General features: G+C 70.2%; 17 protein-coding genes. 8 read left to right on the top strand and 9 right to left on the bottom strand.

Annotated elements, in window-relative coordinates:
• Positions 1-2 precede the first annotated feature (2 nt).
• The 6 genes from LXT12_RS08665 to LXT12_RS08690 are packed head-to-tail and all read right to left on the bottom strand — an operon-like array spanning position 3 to position 6,804.
• On the bottom strand, positions 3-803 hold the full coding sequence (locus LXT12_RS08665; RefSeq protein WP_233391169.1) for a lysophospholipid acyltransferase family protein: 801 nt from the start codon (positions 801-803) through the stop codon (positions 3-5).
• On the bottom strand, positions 803-1,453 hold the full coding sequence (gene gmhB / locus LXT12_RS08670; protein WP_233391171.1) for a D-glycero-beta-D-manno-heptose 1,7-bisphosphate 7-phosphatase: 651 nt from the start codon (positions 1,451-1,453) through the stop codon (positions 803-805). Before gmhB ends, LXT12_RS08665 begins: the two co-directional genes overlap by 1 nt.
• Before the next feature lie 4 nt (positions 1,454-1,457).
• Positions 1,458-3,605 (bottom strand): glycine--tRNA ligase subunit beta, encoded by a 2,148-nt coding sequence (gene glyS / locus LXT12_RS08675; RefSeq protein ID WP_233391173.1) that lies wholly within the window; start codon positions 3,603-3,605, stop codon positions 1,458-1,460.
• A 3-nt stretch (positions 3,606-3,608) separates the two neighbouring features.
• Entirely contained in the window at positions 3,609-4,535 is a 927-nt protein-coding gene (glyQ, locus tag LXT12_RS08680) for a glycine--tRNA ligase subunit alpha (protein WP_233391175.1), read from the bottom strand.
• A gap of 29 nt (positions 4,536-4,564) precedes the next feature.
• A complete protein-coding gene (gene lnt / locus LXT12_RS08685; RefSeq protein ID WP_233391178.1) occupies positions 4,565-6,007 on the bottom strand; it encodes an apolipoprotein N-acyltransferase in 1,443 nt (480 codons plus the stop codon).
• On the bottom strand, positions 6,004-6,804 hold the full coding sequence (locus LXT12_RS08690; RefSeq protein WP_419964763.1) for an HlyC/CorC family transporter: 801 nt from the start codon (positions 6,802-6,804) through the stop codon (positions 6,004-6,006). Before LXT12_RS08690 ends, lnt begins: the two co-directional genes overlap by 4 nt.
• Positions 6,805-6,999: 195 nt before the next feature.
• Between LXT12_RS08690 and LXT12_RS08695 the strand changes: the two genes are divergently transcribed.
• The 7 genes from LXT12_RS08695 (at position 7,000) to LXT12_RS08720 (ending at position 13,649) form a co-directional block, all read left to right on the top strand.
• A complete protein-coding gene (locus LXT12_RS08695; RefSeq protein ID WP_233391181.1) occupies positions 7,000-8,067 on the top strand; it encodes a CobW family GTP-binding protein in 1,068 nt (355 codons plus the stop codon).
• 156 nt (positions 8,068-8,223) lie between these two features.
• The gene (gene dksA / locus LXT12_RS08700) at positions 8,224-8,892 is read left to right on the top strand and encodes an RNA polymerase-binding protein DksA (protein WP_233391183.1); all 669 of its coding nucleotides are present in this window, start codon (positions 8,224-8,226) and stop codon (positions 8,890-8,892) included.
• 11 nt (positions 8,893-8,903) lie between these two features.
• The gene (locus LXT12_RS26710) at positions 8,904-9,029 is read left to right on the top strand and encodes a hypothetical protein (protein WP_255763529.1); all 126 of its coding nucleotides are present in this window, start codon (positions 8,904-8,906) and stop codon (positions 9,027-9,029) included.
• Positions 9,030-9,045: 16 nt separating this feature from the next.
• On the top strand, positions 9,046-10,797 hold the full coding sequence (locus tag LXT12_RS08705; protein ID WP_233391185.1) for a hypothetical protein: 1,752 nt from the start codon (positions 9,046-9,048) through the stop codon (positions 10,795-10,797).
• 38 nt (positions 10,798-10,835) lie between these two features.
• Positions 10,836-11,405 (top strand): ATP-dependent protease subunit HslV, encoded by a 570-nt coding sequence (hslV, locus tag LXT12_RS08710; protein ID WP_233391187.1) that lies wholly within the window; start codon positions 10,836-10,838, stop codon positions 11,403-11,405.
• Between the two features lie 82 nt (positions 11,406-11,487).
• Positions 11,488-12,813 (top strand): ATP-dependent protease ATPase subunit HslU, encoded by a 1,326-nt coding sequence (gene hslU / locus LXT12_RS08715; RefSeq protein WP_233391190.1) that lies wholly within the window; start codon positions 11,488-11,490, stop codon positions 12,811-12,813.
• A gap of 44 nt (positions 12,814-12,857) precedes the next feature.
• On the top strand, positions 12,858-13,649 hold the full coding sequence (locus LXT12_RS08720; RefSeq protein ID WP_233391192.1) for a potassium channel family protein: 792 nt from the start codon (positions 12,858-12,860) through the stop codon (positions 13,647-13,649).
• Positions 13,650-13,655: 6 nt separating this feature from the next.
• On the opposite strand, the gene LXT12_RS08725 is transcribed toward LXT12_RS08720, so the two are convergent.
• Entirely contained in the window at positions 13,656-14,288 is a 633-nt protein-coding gene (locus tag LXT12_RS08725; RefSeq protein ID WP_233391193.1) for a helix-turn-helix transcriptional regulator, read from the bottom strand.
• A gap of 168 nt (positions 14,289-14,456) precedes the next feature.
• Here LXT12_RS08725 and LXT12_RS08730 point away from each other — a divergent pair, with 168 nt between their 5' ends.
• A complete protein-coding gene (locus LXT12_RS08730; RefSeq protein ID WP_233391194.1) occupies positions 14,457-15,206 on the top strand; it encodes a response regulator in 750 nt (249 codons plus the stop codon).
• Here the strand turns inward: LXT12_RS08730 and LXT12_RS08735 are convergent.
• Positions 15,152-17,473, bottom strand: a complete 2,322-nt coding sequence (locus tag LXT12_RS08735) for a hybrid sensor histidine kinase/response regulator (RefSeq protein ID WP_233391195.1) — start codon at positions 17,471-17,473, stop codon at positions 15,152-15,154. The genes LXT12_RS08730 and LXT12_RS08735 overlap by 55 nt on opposite strands.
• Positions 17,470-18,453, bottom strand: a complete 984-nt coding sequence (locus LXT12_RS08740) for an ABC transporter substrate binding protein (RefSeq protein ID WP_233391196.1) — start codon at positions 18,451-18,453, stop codon at positions 17,470-17,472. The genes LXT12_RS08735 and LXT12_RS08740 overlap by 4 nt, the downstream gene beginning before the upstream one ends.
• Positions 18,454-18,466: the final 13 nt, after the last annotated feature.

Below are 18,466 nucleotides of genomic sequence, written 5' to 3' on the forward strand. Positions count from 1 at the left end.
GCTCAGCGGGGCGTGCGGACCGGGGCGCCGGCCGCGCCGGCGGGCGGAGGGTCGGCGTAGGCCTCCGGGTCGAGGCGGCGCATCTCGGCCTCGATCCAGTCCTTGACCTCGCGCATCATTTCGGCCGGCTCGCGGCCCTCGGGGCGGATCTGCCGGCCGATGGAGAGGTCGACGACGCCCGGGCGCAGCAGGAAGCTCTTGCGCGGCCAGCAGCGCGCCGAGGTGGCGGCGATGGGCACGACGGGCAGGCCGGCCTCGATGGCCAGGCGGGTGCCGCCGGTCTTGTAGTCGCCCACCTGGCCGCGGGCGATGCGCGTGCCCTCGGGGAACATGATGACCCAGTTGCCCATGGCGCCGAGGCGCTTGCCCTGGGCCAGCACCTTGTTCCAGGCCTCGGTGCGGCGGCTGCGGTCGATGTGGATCATGTCCATGCGCGCCATGGCCCAGCCGAAGAAGGGCACGTAGAGCAGCTCGCGCTTGAACACGTAGGCCAGGGGGTGCGAGAGCAGGGCCGGGTAGGCGAAGGTCTCCCAGGTGCTCTGGTGCTTGGACAGCAGCACGACGCCGGCGCGCCGGTCCGCGGCCGGCGGCAGGTTCTCCATGCCGTGGATGCGCCAGCGCACGCCGCAGATCCAGCGGGCGCTCCAGATGGCGACCTTGAGCCAGCCGGCACAGGCCCAGTAGACCGGGTCGCCGCGGCGGAAGATGGACAGCACCAGCACGGCCAGGGCCCAGGGGATGACCGTCACGACGAGGACGAGGACGAAGATCAGCGAGCGGATGGCGCTCAGCAAGGTGGACATCAGTTCAGGTCTCCGGCCTGGGTGTCGGGGATGAGGGCCTGGCCGCGCTCCTCGGCGACGCGGCGGCGCTCTTCCTGGATGATGGTCTCGGCAAAGCTCATCAGGTCGTCGTGCACGCGGGCGCCGGGCACCTGCGCCAGCAGGTTGGCGAGCTCCTCGGTACCGAGGCTGCCGAAGGGCCCGGTCAGCACGAGGTGGGGGACGCAGCCGGCGTTCTGCGCCGTCAGCAGGTCGGTCAGCGAGGCGCCCACCATGTGCACGTCCGACAGCTCCACGTCGAAGCGCTCGCCGATCTGCTGGATCAGCCCGGGCAGGGGCTTGCGGCAGTCGCAGCCCTCCTCGGGCGTGTGCGGGCAGAAGAAGGCGGCGTCCAGCCGCCCGCCCTTCTCGGCCAGCAGCTGGTTGAGCCGCAGGTGCACGGCGTTCAGCGAGGCCATGTCGAGCAGGCCGCGGCCGATGCCGGCCTGGTTGGTGGCGAGCACCGTGTGCCAGCCGGCATGGTTGAGCCGCGCCACGGCCTCCATCGCGCCGGGCAGGGGGTCGAGCTCTTCCGGCGCCTTGACGTGGTCGTCGCGGTAGCGGTTGAGCGTGCCGTCCCGTCCGAGGATGACGAGCTTCATGCCGTGGGCGTGGTCGGCGGTGCGGGGCATGGCGTCAGCTGGCCAGCCGGGACAGGTCGGCCACGCGGTTCATGGCGGCGTGCAGGCGGCCCAGCAGCGCCAGCCGGTTGGCGCGCAGCTGCGGGTCTTCGGCATTGACCATGACGTCGTCGAAGAAGGCGTCGACCGGGCCCTTGAGCGCGGCCAGCGCCTTGAGCGAGCCGGTGTAGTCGTGCTGCTCGAACAGGCGGTCAGCAGCGGGCTGCACCTCGGCGATGGCGGCGGCCAGGGCCTGTTCGGCGGCCTCCTTGAGCAGTCCGGCCTGCACGTCGGTGGGCCGTTCGCCCTCGACCTTCTTCAAGATGTTGGCCACGCGCTTGTTGGCGGCGGCCAGCGAGGCGGCCTCCGGCAGGGCGGCGAAGGCGCGGACGGCCTCCAGGCGCTTGGGCACGTCGCCCAGGCGCGCCGGCTGCAGGGCCAGCACGGCGTCGACCTCCTGGGCGCTGTAGCCCTGATCGCGCAGCGACACGGCCAGGCGGTCGGCGAAGAAGCCGAGCAGGGCGTCGCGCGTGGCCGGCGCGTCCTCCACCAGCTCGCCGAAGACTGGCAGGGCGGCGTCGATGAGGGCGGGCAGCTCCAGCGGCAGGTTCTTCTCGACCAGGATGCGGATGACGCCCAGCGCATGGCGGCGCAGGGCGAAGGGGTCCTTGTCGCCGGTGGGCAGTTGGCCGATGCCGAAAAGGCCGACGAGGGTCTCGAGCTTGTCGGCCAGCGCCACGACGGTGCCGGTGTGGTTGCGCGGCAGGGCGTCGCCGGCGAAGCGGGGCTTGTAGTGGTCCTCGATGGCGATGGCGACGCCGTCGCGCAGGCCTTCGTGGCGGGCGTAGTAGCCGCCCATGATGCCCTGCAGCTCGGGGAATTCGCCCACCATGTCGGTCAGCAGGTCGCACTTGGCCAGCAGGGCCGCCTGGCGTACCTTGCTGTCCAGCACCTTGAATTCGTCGTCGGCCTCGACCGTGTAGGGCAGGGTGGCCATGCTCAGCTGCTGCACGATGGCGTGGGCGATGGCACGCACGCGCTCGGTGCGCTCGCCCTGGCTGCCCAGCTTGCCGTGGTAGACGACCTTGGCCAGGCCGGGCAGGCGGCTTTCCAGGGTCTTCTTGCGGTCCTGGTCGAAGAAGAACTTGGCGTCGGCCAGGCGCGGGCGCACGACGCGCTCGTTGCCCTGCACCACGGCGCTGGCGTCGGCCGGCGCGATGTTGCTGATGACGAGGAAATGGCGCGTCAGCTTGCCTTGCGCGTCCAGCAGCGGGAAGTACTTCTGGTTGGCCTTCATCGTCAGGATGAGGCATTCCTGCGGCACGGCCAGGAACTCGGGCTCGAACGCGCAGGTCAGCACGTTGGGGCGCTCGACCAGGGCGGTCACTTCGTCCAGCAGGGCTTCGTCGTCGATGGGCGTGAGGCTGAGGGCATCGGCGGCGCCCTTGAGCTGGCGCGAGATCTCGGCGCGGCGCTCGGCGAAGCCGGCGATGACGGCGCCCTGCTCGCGCAACTGCGTGGCATAGCTGTCGGCGGATTCGATCTCGACCGTGGGCTGGGCCGCCTCGAAACGGTGGCCCGTGGTGGCGCGGCCGGCGTTCAGACCCAGGGCCTGCACGGGCACGACCTCCGTGCCATGCAGGGCCACGAGGCCGTGAGCCGGGCGCACGAACTTGACGTCGGTCCAGCCGTCGGCGAGCTGGTAGGTCATGACCTTGGGGATGGGCAGCCGATGCAGGGCTTCGTCGAGGGCCTTCTGCAGGCCCTGGGCCAGGCTGGCGCCGGGCTGGACGCTGTCCCAGAACAGCGCCTCGGCCTTGCCGTCGGGGGCGCGCTTGAGCTGGGGCACGACCTCGGGGCCGGCGCCGAGGGCGGCCAGCTTCTTCAGCAGGGCCGGCGTGGCCTGGCCGTCGGCCGTGAGGGCCACGGCGACGGGCATGAGCTTTTGCTGCACGGCCTTGTCGGCGGCCTTTGGGGCAACGCCTTCGACGTGCACGCCCAGGCGGCGTGGCGAGGCGAACGAGGTGACGGCCGCGTCGGCCGCGGCCAGGCCCTGGGCCTTGAGGCTGTCGGCCAGCACGGCGGCAAAGGACTCGCCCAGCTTCTTCAGCGCCTTGGGCGGCAGTTCTTCGACGAACAGTTCAACGAGGAGGTTCGCACTCATCACTCAGGCCGCCTTCTTGTTCTTCAGTTCGATCTGGGCGACGACTTCGTCGGCCCAGGCCTTGGGCGCCATCGGGAAGCCCAGGCGCGCGCGGCTGTCGACATAACTCTGGGCCACGGCGCGGGCCAGGTTGCGGATGCGGCCGATGTAGGCAGCCCGCTCGGTCACGCTGATGGCGCCGCGGGCGTCGAGCAGGTTGAAGCTGTGGGCGGCCTTGAGCAGCTGTTCGTAGGCCGGCAGGGCCAGCCGCTGCTCCATCAGGTGCTTGGACTGCTTCTCATGCGCGGCGAAGGCGCCGAGCAGGAAGTCCACGTCGCTGTGCTCGAAGTTGTAGGTGCTCTGCTCCACCTCGTTCTGGTGGAAGACGTCGCCATAGGTGAGCCCATCGGTGTAGACGAGGTCGTAGACCGAGGCCTTGCCCTGCAGATACATGGCCAGGCGCTCCAGGCCGTAGGTGATCTCGCCGGTGATGGGCTTGCAGTCGATGCCGCCGACTTGCTGGAAGTAGGTGAACTGCGTCACCTCCATGCCGTTGAGCCAGACCTCCCAGCCCAGGCCCCAGCAGCCGAGGGTGGGGTTCTCCCAGTCGTCCTCGACGAAGCGCACGTCGTTCTTCTTCAGGTCGAAGCCCAGGGCTTCCAGCGAGCCGAGGTACAGCTCCAGGATGTTGGCCGGCGCGGGCTTGAGCACCACCTGGTACTGGTAGTAGTGCTGCAGGCGGTTGGGGTTGTCGCCGTAGCGGCCGTCCTTGGGGCGGCGGCTGGGCTGCACGTAGCCGGCCTTCCAGGGCTCGGGGCCGAGGGCGCGCAGGAAGGTGGCCGTGTGGCTGGTGCCGGCGCCGACCTCCATGTCGTAGGGCTGCAGCAGGGCGCAGCCTTGTTTGGACCAGTAGTCCTGAAGCGTCAGGATGATTTGCTGGAAGGTCAGCATGGGACTCGGGGGAGAGGGGGTGGCCGATTCTATTGGGCGGCCCTGCGCAGCGCGGCCAACGCCACCAGGGACAGCGCCCACAGCGGCCACAGGCCGAGGGCGGCCAGCCAGCGGGCATAGGGCGTCGCGCCGGTGCGGCCTTCCACTTCGGCTTCCAGAACGCCGCGTTCGAGCGGCGCCAGCCGTGCCGTCACCCGGCCGTGGTGGTCGACGACGGCGGTGGCGCCGGTGTTGGTGGAGCGCACCACAGGCCGCTGGAACTCGAGGGCGCGCATCTGCGAGAACTGCAGGTGCTGGTCCTGGACCATGACGGTGCCGAACCAGGCCAGGTTGCTGACGTTGACGAAGACGGTGGCCGCCTCGGGGCCGGTGGCGCTGGCCACCATGTCCTCGCCGAAGAGATCCTCGTAGCAGATCAGGGGCCGCAGGCGCTGGCCGGCGACGACCCAGGGCCGCTGGTGGTCGCCGCGGGCCTGGTCGTCCAGCGGGATGTTCATGGCATGCACGAACCAGCCGAAGCCGGGTGGGATGAACTCGCCGAAGGGCAGCAGGTGGCGCTTGCCGTAGTGGTAGTCGTTGCCGAGGGCGACGACCGAGTTGACGAATCCGTCGTCCACATTGCCGAGGAAGGTGCCGAGCAGGGCCGGCCGATCGGGGCGCGACAGGCGGGCGAGGGTGTCGCGGTCCAGCTCGGCCAGCGGCAGCGGCACCACGGACTCGGGGGTGATGACCACCTGGCCGCGCGACGACTCGATGAGGCGCGCCAGCGTCTCGAGGTTGGTGGCGAAGCGCTCGGCGTCGAACTTCTGGTCCTGCGGGATGCTGGGCTGCACCAGCGACACCGCCAGCCGGCCGCTCGAAGCTGTGAACCCCTGCGGCAGCAGCAGGCCGGCCAGCGGCAGCAGCAGGGCCGGCGCGGCCCAGGCCCAGGCACGCTCGCGCAGCAGCACGAGGCCGGCGGCGGACAGCGCCGCCAGGGCCGAGATGCCGTAGACACCGATCCAAGGCGCCCAGCCGGCCAGCGGGCCGACCGTATGGGCATAGCCGGATGCGATCCAGGGGAAGCCGCTGAACCAGCTGGCCCGCGCCAGCTCGGCCAGCAGCCAGGCCGGCACCAGGGCGAGCAGGCGCAGCCGCCCGGGAACGATCCAGCGCGCCGTGAGGCCCAGGGCCAGGGCGTAGTAGCCGCTCAGGAAGGCCGCCAGCAGGGCCACGGCCAGGGCCGCGGCCAGCCACGGGATGCCGCCGAACTGGTGCATGCTGATGTGCAGCCACCACAGGCCCGAGGCCAGCCAGCCGAAGCCGAAGAGGGCGCCGGCCAGGGCCGCGACCCGGGGCGTGGCCCGCCGGACGACGGCGAACAGCAGGGCCAGCGCGGCGATCTGCAGCCACCACAGGCCGGTGGGCGCGAACGAGCCGGTATGCGCCAGTCCGGCCGCGGCCGCCAGCGCCAGGGCGCGGCCGGCCCTCACGCCTCGGACTCGCCTTCGGGCGCGCGCGTGACCTTGAACCAGCGCACGGCGCCGCCGCGCGTGAGCATGACGGCGAAGTTCAGGTCGGCGATGCGCACGGTCTCGCCGCGGCGGGGGACGCGGCCGTGCTCATGGGCGACGAGGCCGCCGATGGTGTCGAAATCATTGTCCGGCAGCGCCAGGCCGAAGGCGCCGTTGACGGCGGCGATGGTGGTGTCGCCCGCCACCCGCTGGCTGCCGTCGGCCAGGGTGTAGATGCCGGACTCGCCGTCCTTGTCGTCGAACTCGTCCTCGATCTCGCCGACGATCTCCTCGAGTACGTCCTCGATGGTGATGAGGCCGGCCGTGTTGCCGAACTCGTCGATGACGATGGCGAGGTGGTTGCGGTTGGAGCGGAAGTCGCGCAGCAGCTCGTTCAGGCCCTTGCTTTCGGGCACGAAGACGGTGGGGCGCAGCAGGGCGCGGACGTTGAGCTCCGGCGCGCGCTGCATCTTCAGCAGGTCCTTGGCGAGCAGGATGCCGATGATGTTGTCGCGGCCACCCTCGTAGACCGGGAAGCGCGAGTGCCCGGTGTCGATGACGAGGCCCAGCAGCTCGTCGTAGGGGGCGTCGATGTCCAGCAGGTCCATGCGCGGCGCTGCCACCATGGCGTCGCCGGCCGACAGTTCGGCCATGCGCAACACGCCTTCCAGCATCTGGCGCGACTCGGGCTCGATCAGCTCGCGCTGCTCGGCGTCGGCCAGGGTCTCGATCAGCTCGGTCTTGGAGTCAGGCCCGGGGTGCAGGAACTCGAGCATGCGTTCCAGAAGGCCACGCGCCTCGGGCGGATGTTTGGCGGCCCCGCGGAAAGGGGGCCTGCCTGATTGCGGTTCGCTCAAGGGAGCTGTCAGGGTATTGCGGAAGGGACAGAATAGCCGATTGGTTTGACAAAGCCTTGTGTTTCGCGGCTTCGTCCCTACATCCGCTGCCTTCTTTCGAAACGGTCTCCCGCCATGCCCACCCCCGCCCAAGGCCTCATTCCCGCCACCATCCTCACGGGCTTCCTCGGCTCAGGAAAGACGACCCTGCTCAAGCGCGTGCTGACCGAGGCCCACGGCCAGAAGATCGCCGTCATCGAGAACGAGTTCGGCGAGGAGAACATCGACACCGACATCCTCGTGGCCGACACCAACGAGCAGATCATCCAGATGAGCAACGGCTGCGTCTGCTGCACCATCCGCGAGGACCTGCGCACGACGCTGTCCGACCTGGCCGCCAAGCGCCGCCGGGGCGAACTGGACTTCGAGCGCGTCGTCATCGAGACGACCGGCCTGGCCGACCCCGGCCCGGTGGCCCAGACTTTCTTCATGGACGACGAGATCGCCGAGGCCTACCTGCTGGACTCGGTGCTGACCCTGGTGGACGCCAAGCACGCCGACGAGACCCTGGACACCCGCCAGGAGGCGCGCATGCAGGTGGGCTTCGCCGACCAGATCTTCGTCAGCAAGACCGACCTGGTCGAGCCGGCGGCGGTCGAGGCCCTGATCCACCGCATCAAGCACATGAACCCCCGGGCGCCTATCCAGACCGCCCATTTCGGCGAAGTGGCCCTGTCCAAGGTCTTCGACCTGCGCGGCTTCAACCTCAACGCCAAGCTGGAGATCGACCCCGATTTCCTGAAGGCCGACGAGCACGACCACGGCCATCACCACCACGACCACGACCACGACCATGACCACGAACATGGCGAACACTGCGACCATCCGCACCACCACCATCACGACGACGACGTGAAGAGCTTCGTCTTCCGCTCCGAGAAGCCCTTCAACCCCGCCAAGCTGGAAGACTTCCTCGGCGCCATCGTGCAGGTCTACGGCCCCAAGATGCTCAGATACAAGGGTGTCCTACACATGAAAGGCACGGACAAGAAGGTCATCTTCCAGGGCGTGCACCAGATGATGGGCTCCGATCTCGGCCCGCGGTGGATGCCGGGAGAGAAGAAACAGAGCAAGATGGTGTTCATCGGCATCGATCTGCCGAAGGACGTGTTGATGCAAGGTCTGGAAGGCTGTTTGGCGTGATGTTTTTGGCCCTGGAAGCCTGCTTTCAGGGGGATGCGGGCAACGGATCGGGCATGGCTACAATCCGCCGCGCTCAAAATCGGGCACCCCGGCTGAAAAGCAGTGCGATCAACGTCTGACACCGCGCCGATGCAAGCCCTGAGCGAGGAGAAGACAGTGAGCAAGACCCCGGCCCCCAAAACCGCCGCCGCACCCGCCAAGGGTGGCAAGTCCGCGGCCAAGTCCGACGCCCTCGAGGGCGCAGCGGTGGCCACGCTCGAAGCCGCGCCGCCGACCTCGGGCAGCCGCTTCGCCGACCGCTTCGCGCCGCCCAAGCCGCCGACGCGCGGCGAGTCCCACGCCGAGTCCGAGACGCCCCGCGTCGCCGCCAAGGCCGACCCCAAGCTCGCCAACGCCTGGAAGACGAAGTCGGGCGCCGAACTGACCGACGCCGAAGTCCTGGCCATGCCGGACTCGGAGTACATGAACGCCAAGCAGATCGAGTTCTTCCGCGCCAAGCTGACCGCGCTGAAGGACGGCGTGCTGTCCAACGCCGGCGAGACGACGGAGCACCTGCGCGAGGACACCACCATCGTCCCTGACCCGGCCGACCGCGCGACCATCGAGGAAGAGCACGCCCTGGAGCTGCGCACCCGCGACCGCGAGCGCAAGCTGCTCAAGAAGATCATGCAGTCCATCGCGCGGCTGGACAGCGGCGACTACGGCTACTGCGACGAGACCGGCGAGCCCATCGGCCTGGGCCGTCTCATCGCCCGGCCGACGGCCACGCTGTCGCTCGAGGCGCAGCAGCGCCGCGAGCTCAAGCAAAAGATGTTCGGCGACTGAAAAAGCCATGCATGAAGCTGCTGCGCGAACACAAGGCGGGCCTGCGCTGCTCGCCGTACGGGTGTACGGCTGCGCTGCTCGACCCCCCTTGTGTCCGCTCGCGACGCTTCCTGCACGGCTTTTTGCCGGTCGTCTAACCTAGGGCACCGATCCATGGCCGATTCCAAGCCCGGGGACCCCAAGGAAGGCGACAGCTTCTTCCGCAAGGTGGCGCGCTTCGTCGCCAACCCGACCACGGACTGGGCGGAGATCAATTCGCGGCAGGACGACCCCGAGGGTGACCTCGCCAAGGCCGAACTGCGCGCCATGGTGGAGCGCAAGCGCCGCAACGACTTCGTGCGCAAGCGCGAGCTGGACATGCTGCGCCGCATCCGCCGCGAAGGCCTGACGCCGGAACAGCTCGCTGCCCTGGCCTCTTCGCCGTCCAAGCTCGGCGACGACGAGCGCATCAGCGAGCCGAGCTCCAAGATCGACCTCGGCGTGAAGGCCAAGATCGACGAGATCGAGCAGCAGATGGTTGGCGAGAGCTTCGCCACGACCCAGGCCGTGCCCAAGCAGCAGCCCGGTTTCTTCGAGACCAGCACCCGGCCCGTGGCCTTCGCCTCCACCGTGGCGGCGCCTGCCGAGACGGCGGGCGGGCGCGTCAGCGAGTTCTCCAGCCCCAAGGAAGTCCAGCGCCTGTCGGCCCCGACGCCGCCGGCGGCCGTCACCATGGGCGCGGCCATCCCGCCGCTGTCCGACTCGCCCGCCAGCCGCCTGCCCGACCTCCCGCCGCTGGACACGCCCCTGTCCTTCGCCCTGGCCGACTCGTCGGCGCCCGTCGAGGTGCAGGAGGTGGTGCACGATCCCGAGCTGGACGAAGCCGTCATCGCCTTCGCCAATGCCGACTACGAGACCAGCGAGCGCGCGCTGACCGAGCTGGTGCGCCCTGGCGGCAGCCGCAACCTGCACGGCGAGACCTGGCTGGTGCTGTTCGACCACTACCGCGCCACCGGTGCCCAGGGCAAGTTCGAGGTGCTGGCGGTGGAATACGCCCAGCAGTTCGGCCTGTCGGCGCCGCAGTGGTTCTCCATGCCCAAGCTGGTGGCCGAATCGACCCGCCAGACCAGCCGCACGCCCATGGGCAAGGCCGGCCAGGTCAGCTGGACGGCGCCGTCCACGCTGACGGCCGACGACGTCGCGCTGCTGCAAAAGCGCAGCGAGACCCTGCCCATGCCCTGGGTCTTCGACTGGGGCGCGGTGGACGAGGTCGAGATCGATGCCGCCATCCAGTTGCGCCAGGTGTTCCGCCAGTGGGCCAACCAGCTCATCGACCAGCGCTGGATCGGCGGCGACCGCTTCCTGAACCAGCTCAAGGAAATCGCCCCCGTCGGCGAGCGCGACACCGACCCGGCGCTGTGGATGCTGCGCCTTGAGGCTCTGCGCCTGGCCAATCGCCCCGACCAGTTCGACGAGGCGGCCATCGACTACTGCGTCACCTACGAGGTCTCGCCCCCGTCCTGGGAGCGGGCCAAGTGCCGCGTGCGCGTCGGCGGCGAAGGCGTCTCGACCAACGGCCCGGTGCCCAGCACCATGCAGAGCGAGGCCCAGTCGACCTTCCTGGACACCGGCGTCTCCGAGCCCCATGTGGCCCAGCTGGAGCTGATGGGCCAGTTGAGCGGCGACATCTCCGAGAACCTGCGCGCCATGGCCGGCGAGGTCGGCGACGCCAGCCTCATCAACATCTCCTGCACCAAGCTGATCCGCCTGGATTTCATGGCCGCCGGCGACCTGCTGAACTGGGTGCTGCAGCGCCGCAGCGAGAACCGCTCGGTGGTCTTCAACGACGCCCACCGCCTCGTCGCGCTGTTCTTCGGCGCCATGGGCATCAACGAGCACGCGAAAGTAAAAGTGCGGATCAACTGATCTTGCGCTGCGGCTCCTGGGCCTTATCTGGAGCCTCTATGTCTTCCGAATCCTCTTCCACCGCCGTCTATCACGGCACGACCATCGTCTCGGTGCGGCGCCAGACGCCCGCCGGCTGGCAGGTCGCCATCGGCGGCGACGGCCAGGTCACGCTGGGCAACACCGTCGTCAAGGCCAGCGCGCGCAAGGTGCGCAAGCTGTACCGCGAGCAGGTGCTCGCCGGCTTCGCGGGCGCCACGGCCGACGCCTTCACGCTGTTCGAGCGCTTCGAGGCCAAGCTCGAGAAGCACCAGGGCCACCTCGTGCGTGCCGCTGTCGAGCTGACCCGTGACTGGCGCACCGACCGCGTGCTGCGCCGCCTGGAGGCCATGCTCGCCGTGGCCGACCGCAGCGCCTCCCTCATCATCACCGGCAATGGCGACGTGCTCGAGCCCGAGCAGGGCATCGTGGCCATCGGCTCCGGCGGCCCCTATGCCCAGGCCGCCGCCAAGGCCCTGCTCGCCAACACCGAGCTGGGCGCGGCTGAGATCGTCAAGAAGTCGCTGGAGATCGCCGGCGAGATCTGCATCTACACCAACCAGAACCACACGCTCGAGGTGCTGGAGTGAGTCGCGCAGCGCCGGGCCGCCCCAAGCAAGCGACCATCCCCGCGGTGGATCGGTCGATGTATCCATCGAACGAGGGGCTCCAATGAGCAGCATGACCCCCCAGGAAATCGTCTCCGAGCTGGACCGCCACATCGTCGGCCAGCAGGCCGCCAAGCGCGCCGTCGCCATCGCCATGCGCAACCGCTGGCGGCGCCAGCGCGTGGACGAGAAGCTCCGCACCGAGATCACGCCCAAGAACATCCTGATGATCGGCCCGACCGGCGTGGGCAAGACCGAGATCGCGCGCCGCCTGGCCCGGCTGGCCGGTGCACCCTTCATCAAGGTCGAGGCGACCAAGTTCACCGAGGTCGGCTACGTCGGCAAGGACGTGGACTCCATCATCCGCGACCTCGTCGAGGTGGCCGTCAAGCAGGAGCGCGAGGCTGCCATGCGCCGCTGCCAGACGCGCGCCGAGGACGCCGCCGAGGAGCGCATCCTCGACGTGCTCGTGCCCGGCAGCCATGCCGGCGCCGACAGCGACAACACCGCCCGCCAGACCCTGCGCAAGCGGCTGCGCGAGGGCCAGCTCGACGACAAGGACATCGAGCTCGACCTCGCCGCACCCAAGCCCAGCGTCGAGCTGCTCGGCCCCTTTGGCAACTCCGCCGGCATGGAAGACATGGCCGAGCAACTCAAGGGCATGTTCAGCCAGTTCGGCGGCACCCAGAAGACGACGCGCAAGCTCAAGATCCATGAGGCCATGAAGCTGCTCGTCGACGAGGAGGCCGCCAAGCTCGTCAACGAGGAGGAGATCCGCGCCACGGCCCTGGCCGCCGCCCAGGAGATGGGCATCGTCTTCATCGACGAGATCGACAAGGTCGCCTCCCGCAGCGAGCATGGCGGCGCCGAGGTCTCGCGCCAGGGCGTGCAGCGCGACCTGTTGCCTCTGGTGGAGGGCACCACGGTGTCCACCAAGTACGGCCTCGTGAAGACCGACCACGTCCTCTTCATCGCCAGCGGCGCCTTCCACCTCTCCAAGCCCAGCGACCTCATCCCCGAGCTGCAGGGGCGGCTGCCGATCCGCGTCGAGCTCGACTCACTGTCGGTGGCCGATTTCGAGGCCATCCTCACCAGCACCCATGCCAGCCTCGTCAAGCAATACCAGGCCCTGCTGGCGACCGAAGGCGTCATGCTGGAGCTGCAGCCCGAGGCCATCCGGCGCATCGCCGAGATTGCCTTCGAGGTCAACGAGCGCACCGAGAACATCGGCGCGCGCCGGTTGGCGACGGTGATGGAGAGGCTGCTCGACGAGATCAGCTTCGACGCGCCCAACCGCGGCAGCGAGACCGTCTCCCTGGACGCCGCCGCCGTGGACGCCAAGCTTGCCGCCCTGGCCGCCAACGAGGACCTGTCGCGCTTCATCCTTTGAGCTGCAGCAAACCGAGCCGCGGCCGGCTCGCTTAGGCTCGGCGGATGACCCGCCAAGCACCGTCGCGCGCCTGGGGCCTGGCCCGGCCCACCGGCATGAACGCAGGCGCCAGCCGCGAGATGCTGCGCTGGCGCTGGCCGGTGCTGGCCGCCTTGGTGTGCACCATCCCGGCCTTCTACATCGAGCTGCTGGAGCAACTGCCCACGCCGCTGGCCACGGCCATCTACCTGCTGGCCGCCGGCCTGCTGGGCGTGGCGCTGTGGCGGGTGGCCCGCCACCTCGACCATCCCCGCCAGTACCTGCGCCGCAACGTGCTGGACCTCGCCCTCATCGGCGGCTTCGTGCTGTCGGCCCTGCTGCCGGCCAGCACCGACTCGCCGCTGAGCCTGGCCGTGCGGCTGGGCGTGGCCATGCTCAGCCTCGTGCGCATGGTCTGGACGCTCAGGCCCTGGCTGACGCGGGGCGGCCTGGCCTATCTGCTGCTGCTGGCCTTCGCGGTGCTGTGCTTCTGCGGCGTCGGCTTCTGGGCGCTGGAGCCGCGCGTGCAGAGCGTCGGCGACGGCCTGTGGCTGGCCTTCACCACCGCCGCGACGGTGGGTTATGGCGACATCGTGCCGAGCACGCCGGCGGCCAAGATCTTCTCGGTGTTCGTCGTGCTGCTCGGTTATGCCGTGCTCTCCCTCGTGACGGCGGCGATCGCCGCCATCTGGGTGGAGAGCACCGAGAGGCGCATCGAGCACGACATCCTGCGCGAGCTGCATGCCGAGGTCAGCGCCCTGCGCGCCGAGGTGACCGCGCTGCGCAGCGACCGCCGCGAGGGCGGCCCCGGGCGCTGAGCCGCCTCAGTGCGGCAGGGCCTGGCCGCTGCCCGTCCAGCGCAGCAGCTGCATCAGCGACGGCGCCTGCGTTTTGCCGAGCAGGTTGCGCACGTGGCTGCGCACCGTGCTGACGCACAAGCCCAGGTGGCGCGAGGTCGCGTCCACGGGCTCCCCGTCGGCCAGCAGCAGCAGCACCTGGCGTTCGGCATCGCTGAGGCGGCATTGGCGGGTCAGCGCCTCGATGCGGGCGGCCTGGCTCAGGGCCGGCTGGTCCAGGTGCAGGGCCAGCAGCACGCTGCCCGCCGGCCAGCCGCAGGCGCGGGCGACGTCGGCCGCCAGCGGCGCGGCGTGCAGCCAGCCGGTGTCCAGCGAGGGCGTGAACCACACGCCGGTGCGCGACGGGCTGCCGGCCGAGGCCTGGGCGAGCAGCTCGGCGAGGCGGCGCGTGTCGAGCTGGCCGAGGGCCTCGAGCTGGCCGTGGCGGTGCAGGCCCAGCCCCTGGGCGAGCAGCTGCTCGGCGCTGGCGTTGGCGAACAGCAGCCGGCGGTCGGGCTGCAGCACCAGCAGCGGCTGGGGCAGGGCGCCCAGCACCTGGCGGTGCGGCGTGGGCGCTCCGCTGGCGGGAATGAACGCGGCGGCATGGACGGCTTGCAGCATGGAAAGACCCCCTGAGCATGTCGCGGCGCGATGGCGCCGTCTCGTGCCCTCAAGTCTGGTGAGCATGGGCCGGCGCTGCCATTGCCGAGAGGTATGGGCCAAAAGGACGAGGCTCCAGCCTCGCCCGCGACGGGGCCGGCCGATACCATGGCCGCAGCGAGATCGCCCATGAAGATTCTGTTGATCGACGACCATCCCCTGTTCCGCGAAGGCGTGGCCCTGCTGCTCAAGCCCCTGGTGCCCGACCTGCAGACCTTGGAGGCCGGCAGCTGCGAGGAGGCCTTCGAGCTGCTCGCGCGGCGCGGCGGCGCCGACCTCGTGCTCATCGACCTCGGCCTGCCCGGCCTGTCGGGCCTGGAGGGCCTGGCGCGGCTGCGCCGCGACCATCCCGAGGTGCCGGTCGTCGTCATGTCCTCGGCCGACGACAAGGACACCGTGCTCGCCGCCCTCGATGCCGGCGCCATGGGCTTCATCCCCAAGAGTTCGACCTCGCAGGTCATGCTGGGCGCCCTGCGGCTCATCCTCGCCCGCGGCATCTACCTGCCGCCGTCGGCCTTCCTGGGGGGACGGGCGCCGCCGCCCCCATCCCCCGTCCCCGCCGCGCCCGTCCCCGCCGCAGCGTCGCCCGCGCCCGTCGAGCGCCGGCCCGCCGACCTCGGCCTGACGCCACGCCAGGCCGACGTCCTGCACCTGCTGCTGCAGGGCAAGCCCGCCAAGCTCATCGGCCGCCAGCTCAACCTGTCGCTCAGCACCGTCAAGGCCCACACCTCGGCCGTGCTGCGCGCCCTCAACGTCACGACACGCACGCAGGCGGTGCTCGCCGCCGGGCGGCTGGGGCTGCGCTTCGACGTGCCGGCGCCGGCTCAGGAGGCGGCGGCGGAGGCCAGCGACTCCTGCATCGCCTCCAGCAAGCGCTGAAGCCCGATGGGCTTGTGCAGCAGGCGCGCGCCGTGGGCGGCGGCCAGGGCCTGCAGCGCGGCGTCGGTATTGGCGGTGACGACCAGGGCCGCGATCTCGTCGTCGTAGTGGTGGCGCAGCCGGCGTATCACCTCGAAGCCGTCGCGGCCGGCGCCGAGCTGGTAGTCGGTGACGATGAGGTCGGGCACGCGCAGATGCTGCTCCAGCTCGGCAAGCACCTCGTCGCACGAGGCGGCGGCGACGACATGGCAGTGGCTGGCGCGCAGGGCATCGACCAGGGCCTGGGCATTCGTCGCCTCGTCGTCCACGACGACGATGAAGCGCCCCAGCAGGGCAGGTGAACCGGCCGGCGCCAGCGGCGCCAGGCGTGGCGTGCGCGTGGCCGTGCCGGACAGCGGCATCGCCAGCCGGAACACCGAGCCCCGTCCGACGCGGCTGTCCACCGCCAGGCCGTGGCCGAGGATGTGGGCGCAGCGCTGCACGATGGACAGCCCCAGCCCCAGGCCCTTTTCCGGCCCGGCGCCCGGCGCCTCGATGCGGAAGAACTCTTCGAAGATGGCCTCGCGGTAGCGCGGCTCGATGCCGGGGCCGGTGTCCCAGACCTGCAGCTCGACACTGGCGTCGCGGCGCCGGCAGCCCACCAACACCCCGCCGCGGCGCGTGTAGCGGATGGCATTGGCCACCAGGTTGCCGGCGATGCGCTCCAGCAGGGCCGCATCGCCCTTCACCACCGCGTCGCAGGGCCGCACGCGCAGCCGCAGGCCCTTCTCGGCCGCCTGCGGCGCCCAGGTCTCCTCCAGGCGGTGCAGCAGCCAGCCCAGGTCGACGTCCTCCACGTGGGCCTGCACGGCGCCGGCGTCCAGCTTGGAGATGTCCAGCAGGTTGCCGAAGAGGTTCTCCATCGTCGCGACCGAGGACTGGATCTTGGCTGCCAGCGCCAGATGCTCGGGCCGGTCGAGGCGGCTTTGCAGCACGCCGAGCAGCAGGCTGATCGAGTGCATGGGCTGGCGCAGGTCGTGGCTGGCGGCGGCGAGGAAGCGCGTCTTGGCGGCATTGGCGCGCTCGGCCTCGTCCTTCAGGCGCGACAGCTCGTCGGCCCGCGCGGTCAGCACGTCGCGCGCCTCCGACAGCTGCGCCGTGCGTTCGGCGACCTTGGCTTCGAGGCTGGCGTAGAGCTCGCGCAGGTGCGAGGCCATCTGGTTGAAGTCCTCGGCGAGGCCTTCGATCTCGTCGTGACGCAGCTTGGGCATCGGCCCGGGCTGGCCGGCGTCGAACTGCCCGGTCGCAATGCGTGCGGTCGTGTCGCGCAGCGCCACGATGGGCGCGGCCATGCGGCGCGCGAAGGCCACGCCCAGCACCAACGCAGCCGTGCCGCCTGCCAGCATCAGCACCAGCGTGCCGCTGAGCGTGGCCAGTGCCGGCTTGAGCGCCTCGCTGCGCGGCTGCTCGATGAAGAGCAGCCAGTCGCTGCCCGGGATTTCGCCGGCCGTCACGATGACGGGACGATGGAAGCGGTCCAGAGCGGCCAGGCCCGCAAGCCGGACCGGCGAGGCCTTGGCTTGTCGCGCCTTCCTGACCGGCTCGAGGTCCGACAGGTCGAGCCGCCCCAGCGCTTCGGTCGCACTGGAGTGGGCGATGAGGGTGCCGGCGCCGTCGACCACGTAGGCCAGGCCGCCGGCGCCGATGCGCAGCCGCGACACCACCTCGCCGAGCAGCCGCAAGTCCACGGTGGCGACGATGCTGCCCTGCCCGTCATAGGCCGCGATGCGCATCGTGGGCATCTGGGCCTGGCGGAAGTAGGTGGCGCCGCGCTGCAGCGGAGCCTCCTTCGACACGCGCAGCAACGCCGGTTCGTCCGCGCTGCGGCGCGAGCCCAGGCGCACGGGGTCGCTGCGCGAGACCATCATCTGCTCGCGACCCGAGGCGTCGAGTGCCTGCAGTTCGATGATGGCTGGCGCCAGTCGCAACAGGCGATAGAACTCCTCGCGCCTTTGCTCCAGGCCGAAGCCTGGCTGGCCCCAGGGCAACTTGGCGATGTCGTGCAGCCCGGCCTCGATGCCGGCGATGTAGCCGCCGATCTCCCTGGCCGCGGACTCTGCCTGCACCGCCTGCAGCTCCTCCACCTGCGCCAGCGACTCGCGATAGCTGAAGAGCATCTGCACGACGCCGGACACCAGCAGGAGCAGCAGCGTCAGCCCGCACAGCCTGAGCGCATAGCGCCGCTCCAGGGGCGACAGCCGATGCACCCGTGGCGAAGGCGCCTTCATCGGATGACGAGGTCGGCGCGGCGCACCACCTCGCTGCTGATGCGCGGCAGGCGGGGATCGTCAGACACCCGCACGGCCAGTTGGAAACGTTGCGGAATCTGGATCGGGATGGAGGCTGGCGGTTCGCCCTGGAGGATGCGTGCGACGAGATCGGCCAGGGCGGGCGCCACGAAGTTCCGGTCCTGGGCATAGGACAGCTGCGCTGCCTCGTAGACATCCGGCGTATGCCCGGCGACCACCGGCTTGCCCATGTCCACCAGGCGGCGGGCGATGCGTGCGTCCAGGCTCAGCTGCGTCCTCGGCAGGCACCAGCCCTCGGCCTGGGCGGCTCGGGGCTCCTCCAGCAGCTGCAGCGCCTCTGCCACCGAGTCGGCATGGAAGAGCCGCAACGTCACGCCGTGCTCGCGGGCAACCTTCTGCATGCCGTCCAACGCCGGCCCGAGGCCGGCAAACCAATCGGTGTCGCCCAATACCGCCGCCACCTTCAGCGACGGAAAGGCGTCCAGCAGCAATTCGAGGCGCTTCACGTCCAGCTCGTCATTGATCCAGATGCCGGTGCTGGGTTCCGGGTGCTCCGCCAGCCCCGACACCACGCCCAGCTTGCGGGGATCGGACTGGCTGGAGAACACCAGTGCAGGGGCTCGCAGCACCGTCCGCAGGAACTGCGCCTGGTAGCCGTTCTGTGCCACGAACAAGCGCGGTCCTGTCGCCGCTGCCGCCCTGAGGGCTTGCGCGAACCCGGCCTCGTCGTCGGGCACCGCCAGTGCCTGCAGGCGCATCCCCGCGAAGAGTTGCGGATGGCGCTCGCGCAAGGCCGTTGCGAAGCGGTCGAAATAGGGGTCGGCCGGACCCTGGGCCAGGAATACGACGCTGGGACGCGGGTCGCCACCCGCCTGGTCGCTGCGCAGCGCGGCAAGGCACAGCGACGCCGCGGCCAGCGCCAGCGCATGAGCCAAACGGACAATGTCGGTCGCCGCCATGGGTCACTATTCT

Origin of the sequence: Pelomonas caseinilytica, from assembly GCF_021353235.1 — a bacterium.
GTDB lineage: Bacteria > Pseudomonadota > Gammaproteobacteria > Burkholderiales > Burkholderiaceae_C > Pelomonas > Pelomonas caseinilytica.